Source organism: Candidatus Neomarinimicrobiota bacterium (genome assembly GCA_022560655.1).
In the GTDB taxonomy this organism is placed as follows: Bacteria; Fidelibacterota; Marinisomatia; order SCGC-AAA003-L08; family TS1B11; genus JADFSS01.
Genome location: JADFSS010000002.1, coordinates 69,525 through 83,048, shown reverse-complemented (window position 1 = coordinate 83,048; position 13,524 = coordinate 69,525). Strand labels below are relative to the sequence as shown.

Here is a 13,524-nt window from a genome sequence, read left to right as displayed (position 1 = left end):
GGATAAAACTAAATCGTGAAAGATATTGGATTAGTACGATTAACATAAAAAGGATGATGCTAGGGACAATCGATGACGATAACCGACCTAAATCATCCGTGGGGAAGGTATTCCGGGCTCGGCTTCTAATGGCCACATTATTCACAACCGCAATCCTTCTTTTGGCCGTGTCCTTGGGATTGTCTGCCTGGGTTCCCTTCATTTTTCAATTCAAATATACACTGGTTCTCGAGATCATATTTTTAATTGGATTGACCTCATACCCATACTGGATGGACAAATATCTTCATAATCAAATTGCAAAAGTCAAGTCACCTAAGAAATCTGAAACTACCCCTAATCAGGAGCGCCTTGATCCATGATGCGCGGAGATAGAAATAAACGCACCCAACCCCGCTATCCCGGCATCCACAAAGCCAAGAACACGGCTGGCAAGATTGTCCCCGGTGTCTATCGTATAGTATTTACCGATTGGCAAGGCAAACGCAGAACCCAAACTCATCACGGCGGGGAAGCCAGTGCCGCAAGAGTGAAGCGAAACATCCTTGCCGCTCAAGATGAAATCAGGGCTGGGCTCAAGGCGTCGCCGAGGCCCAAAACGAAGGTGACGACGCTTGGGCAATTGTGGGAGGCGTTTAAGGCCGACCGCGAACTTTCTATCCGCGAGGGAAGCATGACCGAAGGCTCGCTAGACCGGAATTGGCACACATACCGCGCCCTGCTTAATTACGATCCTAGTCTGGAGCATCGACGGCTAGATAAGATCACCAAGGAAGACATTAAGAAATTCAAAATCCATCGGCTAGAAGAAGGCTTTGCACCGGAGGGAGTCAATACGAATCTTCGGGGGCTTCGCACAATTTTTAACTTTGCCGTTTACGAGGAATTTCTAAAGAAGTCACCTATGAAAAAGGTTGAAGCGGTAAAGGTGACGCAACGCGACGCTCGGCTTTTGAACGATGCGGAGCGATTAGCGTTAAGGCTGGCAATGGAAAGCCTGGACCTAACAGACACGTATCAGAAGGATGCTCACGATCTCACTCTATTCTATCTGCACACTGGATGTAGGAGGGCCGATCCACTATTTCCCAACTTCACTTGGGAAGACGTGGGGCCGGAAATTATTAGCCTCAGGCAAGTAAAGACGGGCAAGGTGCTCGAAAAACGTAAGAGCGAAACGATACGAGACATACTGGAGAGCCGGAGAGGGGAGCCCAACGGACCGTTCAATCTTTCAGGCGACGAAGCCTATTTGCGAGTCAAATGGTTGATGGACCGCGCAGAGTTAGATGCCTCGCCCAAAGACTTAAGATCGACCGCCGGATCGCGTTACTATTTAGCTACCCGCGACATATTTGCCACGAGCCGATTTCTCGGACACTCAAGCGTTAAGGTCACTGAGCGCCATTATATGGGGTTGATCCAATCGCTCGAGCTTGAAAACCACGAAAAGTTTGAAAATCTGATGAAATCGGATCTGCTATTTTTCTGCTATTCTGAGCGCAATCATGCGCAATCACGCGCAACCCACTTAGATACTAAAAACCCCTCTCTCACGTCGGAAAAAGGGGCTTCAAGAAGAGCGGGACCGACGAGACTCGAACTCGCGACCTCCGGCTTGACAGGCCGGCGTTCTAACCAACTGAACTACGGTCCCTGAACCTAATCGAGCCCGTCGTCAAAATCATCATCATCAAGTTACGATTTATTTGAAGACTGGTTATTTGAAGACTGACGGGGGCGGTAAAAAATTGCCAGGGGCATGATTCCCAGATATCCAACCACCAGCAGAATCGGTGCCAGCGTGAGAGACTGGAAACTGTTGGTGGACCCCAAAGCCATGAGAACATAGGCCGACGTAATTATCACGATCCCAATGCCAAATATCAGGTAGTTGGTGCGGGTGAAATCCCAGTCACCAAATATGGGCTGAGGTTCATGTTTGCGACCCTTTGCCATGCGCGGGACAAAGTTAGGGGGAACCTGCAGACCAGTCAAGTTGGGGCCAAATACAATCAGTCCACATTGTCCTTATTGGATTGCCCCCTCAATCTGGAGTAATTTATGGGCCTCCATGCTGCGAATTTTACTGACAGGTGCCCGGTTGATTGGGGGAGCGGCTATCGGGCTAGCTATAGTGGCCACATTTCTGACATTCCGCTATCTTGTGCTAAGTTGGCCGGTGCCAGTCATCTTTAGAGACTACATCACGATTCCTGAGGGTGTTTCGACATACAAGGTTGCAAGTCTGTTAAAGAACAGAGGGTTGATTGATAACGAGAGGATGTTTGTGAACGCGGTGCGAACAAACTTCGGCACCCGGACGATCAAGGCGGGCCATTACCAACTACTCAACGTTCGCCACATGGGCGACCTGGTGAGCCAGATTCTCAAGCCTCGCGTCCGGTCAGTTTCGCTCACCATACCGGAAGGCATCACAAACGTACAGGTGGCCCGTTTTGTTGAGGTGAAATATCCCATTGACGTGGCCCGTTTCCTCGCGCTGGCCAATGACGAGGCCTTCATTGCCAGCCTGGGTTTGAACGTGGCCACACTGGAGGGCTATCTGTATCCGGAGACCTACCAAGTACGGAATGGGATGACGGAGGCGGAGATCATCGCGCTGATGGTCTACCAGACCCGTGCAATGCTGAGTGACGAAATTGCGCTGCGGGGCCAATCGCTGGGCTTCAGCACGCATGAAATTCTTACGATGGCCTCCATTATCGAGGGCGAGGCGAGGATCGATTCGGAGCGGGCGATCATATCGGCAGTCTACCATAACCGGCTGCGCAAGAACATGCACCTCCAGGCCGATCCCACCGTGCAGTATGCCATACCCGGCGAGCCCCGCCGCCTGCTTTACCGGGACTACGACTACCCCTCGCCTTACAACACTTACCTCCACGCGGGCTTGCCACCCGGTCCGGTCAATAATCCCGGATTGTCTTCCATTGAAGCGGCCGTGTCCCCCGCTGACGTAGAATATCTCTATTTTGTCGCCACTGATGAGGGACGGCATGTCTTCACGCATACCTTGCTTGAACACAACCAGGCGGTGAATGAGATTCGCCAATCCGATTAGCATGCCTACGAGTGGCCTTGAACTCCCGGCGTTGCAGGTGTTCTGAGGATGAACCTGAGCGAGCTTAACTCTGTACAGGCTGATGCCGTGCAGTACGTTGATTCGCCGGTGCTAATCTTCGCCGGCGCGGGCAGCGGCAAGACCCGCGTTCTCACCCACAAGATCGCCTACCTCATCGGAGAAGTCGGGCTCTCACCCAGCCAGATCTTGGCGGTCACGTTTACCAACAAGGCGGCTAGCGAAATGGCCAGCCGGGTGGAAGCGTTGCTCCGCGAATCGGGGCTGGTGCGCGGCAGGGGACCCGCTCCGAGAGGCGCCCTACATCCAAACGGCGGAGCGGGCGTCAACATCGGGACATTTCATGCCACCTGCGCACGTATTCTGCGAAAAGAAATCCACCGGCTCGACTACACGCGGGACTTCGTGATTTATGACCGTGACGATCAGCTACGGTTGTTAAAGATGGTCTTGGAGCAAAACGAGTACGACTTGGCCCTCTACCCTCCCAATGCCTTTGACCAGCGCATCAGTTGGGCTAAAAGCCACATGCTTTCGCCGGAGCAGCTGGCCGCCCAGACCAACGGCACTGAAGCTGACATTCTGGTCAATGTCTACCGGGGATATCAGCTTGCGCTGAAGAACAATCAAGCGCTGGACTTTGATGACCTGCTCTTGTTGCCTCTCACATTGTTCGATGAGCATCCCGAAGTACTGAACCGATACCGCAAACTATTTCATTACATACTTGTGGACGAGTATCAGGATACAAACCGGCCACAGTTTGAGTTTATTCGCCGGCTGGCGCAGGATCACCGACGGATTTGTGTTGTGGGCGATGATGATCAATCTATCTACACATGGCGTGGCGCCGACATCACGAATATTCTCAATTTTTCCGAGGTATTTAAGGACGCCAAAGTCTTCAAACTGGAACAAAATTACCGGTCCACCTCGGTCATTCTGACTGCAGCCAGCGCCATCGTGGAGCGGAATAAGGCTCGGGTTGCCAAGAAACTGTGGACGAACCGTGAGGGGGGCGAACGCATCCAGATCTTCGCCGCTGCCGATGAGCGGGCCGAGGCAGATATTATTTATCAGCGCATCCAGCATGAGGTGCTGGTTGAAAAACGGCGCTTCAGGGACATGGTCATTCTGTACCGGACCAACGCCCAAAGCCGAGCAATTGAAGACGCATTGCGACGCCGGACCATGGCTTACATCATCGTGGGCGGGGTGAAATTCTACGATCGCAAGGAAGTCAAGGACGTCATGGCCTATTTGCGGATCCTGGTCAATTCATCGGACTCGGTGAGTCTGGAGCGGATCATCAACTTTCCGCCCAGGGCCATAGGAGAGACCTCCATGAACCGGCTACGGGTCTATGCGCGGGAGAAAGGGCTGGCGCTATTTGAAGCTTTGGACTGCGGCCTAGAAGCGGGCGTGCAGCTGAAGCAGGCCCAAGCCATGAAAGCCTTCAAGGCGTTTATTGAGAAGTACCAGGCACTTGCCGGCTCGCCAGCGGAGCAGGGAAAAAGCAACGGCCAACCCGTTTCCCGCGAGTATGCGCGGCCAGACAATGAGGGGGGCGAATCCTTCGGAATGGGAGAAACGGTGGCAGCATTTATTGAGGAAGTCGGCATCATCCGACACTACCGCGAGCAGGAAGGTATGGACGCCGGCGAACGGCTGGACAATATTCAGGAGCTGGTACGAAGCATCGATCAGTATCAGGCGGAAAATGGCGCCGCAACTCTCCGGGATTTCCTGGAAGAGGTCGCGTTGCTCACCGACATTGACCGCTGGAACGATGACGCCAACGCGGTCACCCTGATGACCCTGCACAGTGCGAAAGGGCTGGAGTTTCCGGTCGTGTTTCTGACGGGCCTGGAAGAAGGTCTGTTCCCTTTGCAGCGGTCGGATGAACGCGATGTGGATGAGGAGGAGGAGCGCAGGCTGTTCTACGTGGGCCTGACCCGCGCGATGGACAAGGTCTACCTGAGCTACGCACTCCAGCGGCGGCGGTGGGGCAGTAGCGAAGTGAACGGCACACTGAGCCGTTTCGTCCGCGAGTTGCCGCAGGAGCTTGTCACCTGGCACAGCGAGCAGGGGGGCCAGCCGCGCACGCTGGGGGCTCCGGGAGCGGCGGGGAGAAGTCGGCCAGGAATACCATTGCACCCAGCCCGGCAACCGTCCATCGAGTCGATCCTGGACGATTTTGTCGTTGGCACGTGGGTGGAGCACAAGCTATTCGGCAAGGGCAAAATTGCCGAACGCGAGGGGGTGGGCGATAACCTCAAGCTCACCGTCGAGTTTAGCGGCGGCCACAGAAAAAAACTGGTGGCCAGGTACGCCAACCTGAATCGGCTCTGACGGACCCCGTGGGCGGCTCCTAGGGCCGCGCTCGAACCCAGCCCGGAGAACTGGATTTATTGGCCCCTTGATCCAGTTCCGAAATCCAGCCAGTGACCGGTGCCCACAAGCTACCGGCTCGACCTATAGAGCGCCAGCAGGTTTGTGTACCGGGAAAAGTCGTCCTCCGGCGCCGGATGGCTGGCAAATAGCGGCCTGAAGATCGGAACTTCCGCAGTTACACTAAAGGAGGCTTAGGCCATGTTTACTCGACTGGTAAGATTTACTCTGGAACCAGGGAACCGGCCCGCCGCGAAGGAATTGGCCGACATGATTATCCCCTTAATCAGGGCGCAGCACGGCTGCCAAGCAGTTAGGCTGATCATGGAGGAAGGCGGCGATGACTTTGGTCTCATCATCGAGTGGGCCGCCAAGGAAGATGCCGATGCCGCCTCCCAGGTCGTCGCCCCCAAGCTGATGCCCGCCATCGCCGCGATGGCCACCTCGCCGGCGGTGGTGCAGCTGTTCGAGGATTACGAGCCCACGGGGTGATCCCATTCATTCAGCGGTGCCCGAATACTTTCGATGCCGGACCGCACCTGCCAAAACGGGTGGGCTAGAGGGGTTGGGGGCTACCCCGCCTGCTCGGCAAGCGGCACAAACGCAAATACCATGATACCGTCGAAGAGTGGGCCCTGCTCAGCGAAGTAGTACTTCAGAAAGTCGGTACGCTCGGTTTCGCCAGCCGCTAGCCCGGCGTGGATGAGGTCCTGGCGATCAATAATCATCCCTTCATGGGCCACCACCAGTCCCAGTTTGAAATAGGATTTCTTTACGAAGGTAACCCCGCAGACCGCGGGCAGTCTGGCGAGCAGCTCGGCGCTAATTTTAGCGCTGGGGATGTACCGCGCCGTCAGCTCCCGCGACCAATCCAAATCGAGGAACTCGCTGCCGTCCGCCTTGCGGTTGAGGGTAATGTCAACGGTGGCCAGCTCCTCTGGCGGCAGCAGACTGGGCGTGATGTCCACTGTGGATGGGTTGGCGGTGATCCTGTCAGTGGTGTAGTGCCAGCGGGAACGGTAGCTGGGCGTCATGTTGCCGGCCGCATCCGGCTTGTAGTGAATGGCGATCATGTTGTGCCGGGCCTCCGACCAGGAGCTGCTCTGCGCGAGGCACAAGGAGGTCAGGATGTGAGCTGTACAGTCGGATACGTCCAGGCGAAAAATGGGATCGGGGTCCGGCTCTACCTCCTCGCCCAACCGGTAGAGTTCGTAAGGGGTCCCGACCCGCCACAACGCCACAGCCTTCAACCGCTGGTGAAAATCGGGGTAGTGCTTCCGGAACTCGGGCAACAGCTGGGTCACCTGCTCTGCGCTGAGCACCCACGGTTTGGGCAGGCTCGCCAGCCAGGCGCTGTTTGCGACCCTGTTTTGGCTACACCCCGCTGTTAGCAGCCACAGGGCACCAATGAGCACCACTAGATATGCCGGTCGCTCATGCTTCAAAATACATCTCCCAGGGACGAGTTAGTCAAATCTACAGCGCAACTGCAGGAGATGACAACCGGATTAGGAACCCTGACCGGCACCTCTTACCCTAACACTCTCCAGCAACTAGCTTGTGCGACCCGGCTGATGGTAGCACAATCCTCAGTGCGGCTGAGACCATCCCGAATACCAGCGGCGCCAAACCTATCAGCCATGCAAGACCCCAACTGCGCCAAGAGTGCAATTGGGGTCTATTGCGCCCGATACCGATGGTGCGGGCGGCTACTTCATAAGCACCATTTTGAACTGATCCGTGAAGGCCGGCGAGACCAGGCGCACGATATACAGACCCGTGGTAACTTCGCGCCCGGCGGCGGTCCTGCCATTCCACACCACCTGGTGGTAGCCAGCCTCCAGTGTACCCGCACTTAACCGAACCACCTCGCGTCCCAGGATATCGAATATCGCCAAGGTCAGCGGCGTCGCTTCGGGCAGCTCAAACCGGATGGTCGTGCTGGGGTTGAAGGGGTTGGGATAGTTCTGCCGCAGCGCATAGGCGTCAGGTATGCCGAGACCATCGGTCAAAGCCAAGACGAAGCCCGCTACTTCTGCGCTCAGATCGCTCACGTTCCCGTTATAATCCACCGCCGCCACGCGGTAAAAGTAGGTGACCCCCGGATCCACCTGCTCATCGGCATAAGCCGGGTCGGTGGTGGTGGCAATAGAGCTGTCCGGGTGGACGGGCGTAAATCCGGTCTCCGTACCACGGTATACCGCGAAGTACTGAAAGTCCGCTTCCGCAGCAGTGTCATATGTCCAGCTGAGCGAGACGCCCAGCTCCGTGGGCACGGCTACCAGGCCAGCAGGCACTGCTGGGGCGATGTTGTCCACCGAATATCCACTGTCGGGCGCGGAGAAGGCAAAGCCAGCCACAACAACAGACGTGTGAGCGGAGACCCGGATCCGGGACCAGTGAGTGCCGGCTGCGTTAGAGTCCTGCCAAGTGGGCACCAGGAAAGTGTAAGCTGAGTCCAGCGTAGCCCCGATGGAGCCCACGCCGATCCAACCCGGCGCACCCAGCTGCGCTCCGCTGAAGACCGGATAGTCGTCCCGCGCCGCTCCCGGACTACTGGGGGCTGCTCCGGCGCTGCCGGCTACTCCGTCGGTGTCACGGCTTAGCCAAGGCCCGGCGAGCGGACTCCTGCCCGCAGTCAGGGACGATTCCGCCGCGGCAAGGACGGGCACAGCCGGCAAGGTTGCAGCGCCGGGGCCATAAAGCCACACGCTGTAGAACAGCACCGGATGCGGACTCTGATGGCTGTCATCGGGCGAGGCCAGCCAGCTGGCCATCACCCAGCCACCCTGATCAGCGGGCACGTCAGCGATCCCGGTTATCAGCGGCGGGCCGATGAGTGGGATCCGCAGGCTCACGGGCAAGGACGTGCTGGCATTACCGGGATCGTTGCTGTCAAAGGTCAGATGGCCCTGAAGGATTCCCGGCACCAACCCGGTTGAGTTGAAGGTAACCACAACGTCCTGAGACCCGCCCGGCGCAACCGTCCCCGACCCGGGGGCTACTGTGAGCCAAGGAGGGGTAGTACTCAACCGGATGGCCAGGCCGTTGTGGACGTAGCCGGTGTTGAACGAAACCTGCAGGCCATCCACACCCAGCGAGTCTTCAATTCCCACCGTCGCATAGCTGCCATCGCCGTAGGAACCCGTCATCGTTTCGTATTGGAAAACGATGGAGCCGGCCGCCTCTGACAGGATGACCTGATAGGTGAATACGGAATTGATGTCACTGATGTGGGGTACCTGGTGCCACTGGACGATGAAGGTGCGGCTGGGTTCGGAGCCGCGCGTCTCGTAGTATATCGCGCCCCCATCAGGGGTGTAGTGATCATCCCAAAAGACCGCGATCAACGCATTGGGCGAATTTGTTGACGGTATGGGATCATTTGAAAAGTCACTGAACCCATAGTTGATAAAAGACAACGTCCCGTTCTCGCCGATGAGCACCTGGTCATAGTCACGCCCGTAAAAACTGAAGCTGAAGCCAAGGTTGACCCAGGCGGTATCATCATCGAGGGTGATGCCGGAGTTGAGCCCCGTGCCGGAGATGTCAAGCCAATTGAAGACCGGCCCTCCAGGCCCATCGCTGTCGATCCAGGTGTAGCCGAATACATCGGGGCCGCCCTGCCCCCGCTCAACCGGCGGGCCGACACGAGAGTCGACGCTGCCCTTGGGAATATACTGGTAATACTCAGCGGGGAAGGCGGGCGCAGCCGGAGGTCGCTGGCCATCGTTGGCCGCCACGCTCCAGACGAGCTCCCCGGCACCGAGATTGTGGACGGTGAGCACCTGCGTCGTAGTGTCGTCCGGGAACAGGTCGGCGCTCAATGAATCGGGACTGAGGACGATCTCAGCCGGTTGCGTTGCCGTGGCGTTCAGCCCGACCATTGCGGCGGGGGCGTTGCTGGTCACCGTGATGGTGGCCGATATGACCCCCGCGGTGGCGGCTGTAAAGGTCACACTTACGTTAAGGCTGTCTCCGGGACCCAGCACAAAGACTGACGGGTCCACGGAAAAGGCGCCGTGATCAGCCGCTATAGCGCTCACCCTCAGGGAATCGGTCCCCCGGCTGGTCACCGTCAAGATCTGAGTCGATGGATGGCCCACAAACACGGACCCAAACTCCAGCGTGTCCGGCGCCAGAGCAATGTCAGGAATACCAATGGCGCGCAGATGGGCGGGGACCCGGACATCGGGACTCGTGCTGTCACGGTCGGCAAGCACAATGTAGGCCTCATAGTCGCCGCCCAGCAGGCCCGTCGCGTTGAAGGTGATGTCGATCGCCACCGAATCTCCGGGTGCCAGAGTAGCCGAGGTGGGATTTGCGGAGAGCCAGCTTACGCCACCCGTCAAGGCGTTGTCGAGGACGGTTTCCAGTACGGCAAAGTCGGCGGCATTCAGCCAGTAGCTATCCAGGGCGGAATTCAGGAAGGCGACGAGGTGGCCAGTCCCGATGGGCTTGTCCAGTAGAATGGGGTGGCCGTCGCCGTTTACAGCCGCAACCGCAGCCACCGGGTCTGAGACCCGCAGCATATAGTTGGCAGCACTGCTGTTGACAAAATTGTAGCTGGCTGGCACGCCGGCTACCAGCGGGTGGCCTGTATCGGTAACCGTCAGGTGGGGCGGCGCGGATATGACCCAGCCCTGCTGATTGGTATGGGACAGGAGGTAGCTCTCCATCCCAATATAGTAAGGACCGTAGTTGGTGCCGCCAACGATGATCAATTTGCGCCCGGCGCCGGCGGCATCCGCCAGGGCCTGAACGCTGGCGGTTTCCACCAGCCCCCCATCCAGGGCCACGATCACCGTCTGATAGGGTGAAAAGTCAATTCCGGTGAACACCGTCGTCGCGATATGGTCGTAGGTCACGCCAAGGTTGGTCAGGGCCAGCAGGACCGACGCTGAGATGGAGACGGTGGAGAGCACCAACACGGTCCCGTGATCGGAGACCGCTGCCGTACTTGAGCTGATCGAAGGTGCCGTAGCGGCGTTGGAGGAGGCCGTCTGTGAAAGACTCGCTGACTCGGCCAGCCGCAGGGCCTTGCCACCAGGGAAGGCATCAAACGCAGGCGCGGAAACGCGCAGCGAAGCAAACGGACCCGGAGGCACGGCTGCAGCCAGGGACCTTGCCGCGATCAGGAGGTCGAAGGTCAGGGTATCAACGCCAGCATTGCGGATGCTGATGGCCTGAGTCACAGAATCGCCGATGACCAGCTCGGCACTGAGCGAGTCAGGAGTTACGGCCAGGGGAATGTCAATGAATACGTCCACCGTCATGTCGTTGGCGGAGGCGGATATGTTCTGTATGGCGATGTCCGTACTGCCTAAGGTGTAGTACCGGCTGTCCGGGATGGTGGCATCATTGAAGGCGGTGTTGTTGGTGACACCCGGGAAGGGGTCGCCATCGTCCCCCGAATTGCCGACTCCAATATCATGCTCAAGGTCCCAATCCCCATCCGCCTGCTCCAAAGCCACCAGGTAGTGCCCGGAGTCGGTGAAGGTCGGATACCACTGGTTATCGTTTTGGGTGCCCACCGTCTCGTCGATGTGGTAGATGTGCAACCCACCGCCCGGCAGGGCCGCGTCGTAACCGACCAGCTGCCGGTTTTCCAAAATAAAGTATTCGTCGCCAAAATTCCCTCCAGGCCAGACGCGGTAGGCCATTGAGGTTGCTTCGACGTGGCTGATCACCTGCCCGGGCACATTGGAGAGCAAATCTACGGTGTTGAGGTAGCCCATTTCGATGTGGCTCCAGGCGTCAGGATAGGCGGGGGTATCGCCCAGGTTGCCGTTCCAGCTGCCGCCGGCCATCAGGCTCCAGCGGCCCAGACCCGACGAGGAGCCGTCGCGGTCGTACAGGTCCGGCAGACCGAAAACGCTGTGCCCCATCTCGTGGGCATAGACGCCGATGGTCATGTCGCCGGGAGAGGCCCAGAATTCCGGCTCCATGGAGTAGCGCCAGATGGAGACGCCATCCAGAATGGGGGGGTTGTAGGTAACCCAGGCGTGAGACCAGATGTCGTTGTCATTGCCGGTGAACTCTGCGCCCGGCCCAGCGTGGGCGATGAACAGTGCGTCCACCTCGTTGTCAGCGTCATTGTCGTACAGGGAAAAGTCCACGACCCCGTTCACTGCGGTCACCACATCTTCAACCAGTTTCTGGGCATTTTTTGGATAGTCGCCAAACCCGTTTTGACCATCTACGTAATAGGCGTAGGTCGAATCCACCCGTGTCCAGCCAATCTGACTCGGCAGGTCCACCGTAACGATGGTAAGATTGCCGTAGCTCACCTCGCTGAAGTAATCGGATACCGTACCGGGAGAAGTATTGAAGACCAGGGTATCAAACTTGGTTGCCTGGACCTGCTGGACGTTGTCGGAAAAGTCCACCAGGATCAGCAGTGCGTTAAACGGGCCGACAGGCGCTTGGGCGGGTCCCAGGGACCGCAATGGAGCGCCCGGCGCGAGCCCCTTTTGCAGGCCAAGCGACGGGGCTGCCCAGGGCGCATTCACACCCCGGGCGAGGAGCTCCCGCTGGTGCTCAAGGTAGTAGGGACGGGCCAGCTTGCCGGCGGCAATCCGGGCCTTGAGGTCAGGATGGGGAGGGATAGAAGCCCGGGCCGTCTGCCCGGCAAAAACCAATAGAGCGCAGAGGATGATCAGGCGATAAGAATATTTCACGTACGGTGCCCTCCCAGACAGGTTTGCTCGCGCTCCAACCTACAACACAGCTCCAGGTGTATGGCGCCGTTCAGTCAAATCTAAGGGAAATGGAGATTATTTGCGTGTGAATCTAGGCTTCAGCCGAAATATCATCAAGCCAAAAAGGTCTCAAAGTTGAAGCGTGTGATAGCGCTCACATGACGGCAACGGCAGACAATCGTGACCTCGGTGTCAGATCATCGGCAGATTTCAAGCACAAACAGTCCACCGGTCAACCCATCACCAGCCATAGCCCCGGTGCAAGCCAAGTCCGATGGCCAGCTGGCCTTGCCCCACCAGTGCAATGGATAGCACATATTTCTCGTTGTAAAGGTAATCGATTCCCATGACCAGGTCGAGATGAAAACTGGGTTTGCCGCTGCGCAGGCTGAGGCCCAATCCCAGCCCCAGGCTGCCTACCAGCTTGCGGTTAGGCCGGTAGCGGGCCCTGGAAATGAAGGCACCCTGGATGAATACCGCATCCCTCACAATGAGACTGTATTTCACCGCGTAGCCGGGAATAAAGTCCAGAAAATTCACTGCATTCGGGGCTGGCCGTTCCGTGGAGAGTCCCATGGCCAGGAGACCGGGTCCCCCCAGCACCGCACTGGCGGTATAGTTGGCCGCCTTACTTCTGTCCAGAAACCTGAAGGGACCCAAATCAGTCTGGGCCGTGAGCAGCAGTGGCAACAGGCTAAACATGACGACGATCCGGCGATGCATGCGTTTCCCCGAAATTGGCGGGTGGTCACAGGGCTACCCAAACCTGCACAGTGGCCGGGCAGCCGCAAGATGTTATGACCGCGCCGAGAGTGAGTCAACCGTAATGCCGGCAGAGAAGCGGGGGAATACAAAGGCTTGCCTGTCAGCGGACAGTTTTGTATGCTTAGGTAGATGGAAATGCACGATATTTCGAGGCAGGTGGCCCTTTATTATGTAGCCGGCATCATGGTCGCCGCGCTGGTATTCAGGGTTCTACGGTCCCGGCGCAAGCGGCGCAGCAATGATCGGCATTCCACTCCTTAGCGCCAGTGACGATCTGCGCCCCTGACGAAATCGCAATCCCGCACTGGAGTAGGAGACATCATCCCTGTAGATTATTTTTGGTCGTCAGCCAAGCAAGAGGCTGTTACCGCTGCTAGAGCCCGCGTTCGCGCCTGTTTCGACTCTACTGAGTCGAGACGCCCTGGGGGGAAGAAATCACACGACGTGAATCCGGTTGGGGCTGTTGTGATGTTGCTTGTCCCGCCCTGGATAATGACAGTCTGGGCGACCGGGCTCCACGGCGGCAATATCCCCCACCCCTGCACGCTAAGTATGTCAAAGGCG

Annotated in this window: 7 protein-coding genes, 1 tRNA gene and 1 pseudogene; 4 read left to right on the top strand and 5 right to left on the bottom strand. The window is 57.7% G+C overall.

Translation table 11 applies throughout. The features are described from left to right. Positions 1–358: 358 nt before the first annotated feature. A pseudogene (locus IH971_00825) lies at positions 359–913 on the top strand (phage integrase SAM-like domain-containing protein). Positions 914–1,583: 670 nt separating this feature from the next. On the opposite strand, the gene IH971_00820 reads toward IH971_00825, so the two are convergent. Together IH971_00820 and IH971_00815 are read right to left on the bottom strand one after the other, a co-directional pair. Beyond that, positions 1,584–1,657 (bottom strand) — tRNA-Asp (locus tag IH971_00820). A 41-nt stretch (positions 1,658–1,698) separates the two neighbouring features. Continuing rightward, positions 1,699–1,959 (bottom strand): DUF3098 domain-containing protein, encoded by a 261-nt coding sequence (locus IH971_00815; protein MCH7496380.1) that lies wholly within the window; start codon positions 1,957–1,959, stop codon positions 1,699–1,701. Between the two features lie 178 nt (positions 1,960–2,137). Here IH971_00815 and mltG point away from each other — a divergent pair, with 178 nt between their 5' ends. The 3 genes from mltG (at position 2,138) to IH971_00800 (ending at position 5,986) form a co-directional block, all read left to right on the top strand. Then, the gene (mltG, locus tag IH971_00810) at positions 2,138–3,085 is read left to right on the top strand and encodes an endolytic transglycosylase MltG (GenBank protein ID MCH7496379.1); all 948 of its coding nucleotides are present in this window, start codon (positions 2,138–2,140) and stop codon (positions 3,083–3,085) included. 48 nt (positions 3,086–3,133) lie between these two features. After that, on the top strand, positions 3,134–5,455 hold the full coding sequence (locus IH971_00805) for a UvrD-helicase domain-containing protein (GenBank protein MCH7496378.1): 2,322 nt from the start codon (positions 3,134–3,136) through the stop codon (positions 5,453–5,455). Positions 5,456–5,695: 240 nt separating this feature from the next. Then, complete coding sequence (locus tag IH971_00800; GenBank protein MCH7496377.1) at positions 5,696–5,986, top strand: hypothetical protein; 291 nt, start codon at positions 5,696–5,698, stop codon at positions 5,984–5,986. A gap of 80 nt (positions 5,987–6,066) precedes the next feature. On the opposite strand, the gene IH971_00795 is transcribed toward IH971_00800, so the two are convergent. The 3 genes from IH971_00795 to IH971_00785 form a co-directional block, all read right to left on the bottom strand. Then, on the bottom strand, positions 6,067–6,939 hold the full coding sequence (locus tag IH971_00795; GenBank protein ID MCH7496376.1) for a DUF1460 domain-containing protein: 873 nt from the start codon (positions 6,937–6,939) through the stop codon (positions 6,067–6,069). Positions 6,940–7,203: 264 nt separating this feature from the next. Then, positions 7,204–12,174: a M6 family metalloprotease domain-containing protein gene (locus tag IH971_00790; protein ID MCH7496375.1), complete on the bottom strand. Its 4,971-nt coding sequence runs from the start codon at positions 12,172–12,174 to the stop codon at positions 7,204–7,206. A 261-nt stretch (positions 12,175–12,435) separates the two neighbouring features. Continuing rightward, positions 12,436–12,918, bottom strand: a complete 483-nt coding sequence (locus IH971_00785; protein MCH7496374.1) for a hypothetical protein — start codon at positions 12,916–12,918, stop codon at positions 12,436–12,438. Positions 12,919–13,524 lie beyond the last annotated feature (606 nt).

Coding starts and splice junctions, on each gene's coding strand:
- IH971_00815 (MCH7496380.1), bottom strand. CDS start 1,959: ATGGCAAAGGGTCGCAAACATGAACCTCAGCCCATATTTGGTGACTGG.
- IH971_00805 (MCH7496378.1), top strand. CDS start 3,134: ATGAACCTGAGCGAGCTTAACTCTGTACAGGCTGATGCCGTGCAGTAC.
- IH971_00800 (MCH7496377.1), top strand. CDS start 5,696: ATGTTTACTCGACTGGTAAGATTTACTCTGGAACCAGGGAACCGGCCC.
- IH971_00785 (MCH7496374.1), bottom strand. CDS start 12,918: ATGCATCGCCGGATCGTCGTCATGTTTAGCCTGTTGCCACTGCTGCTC.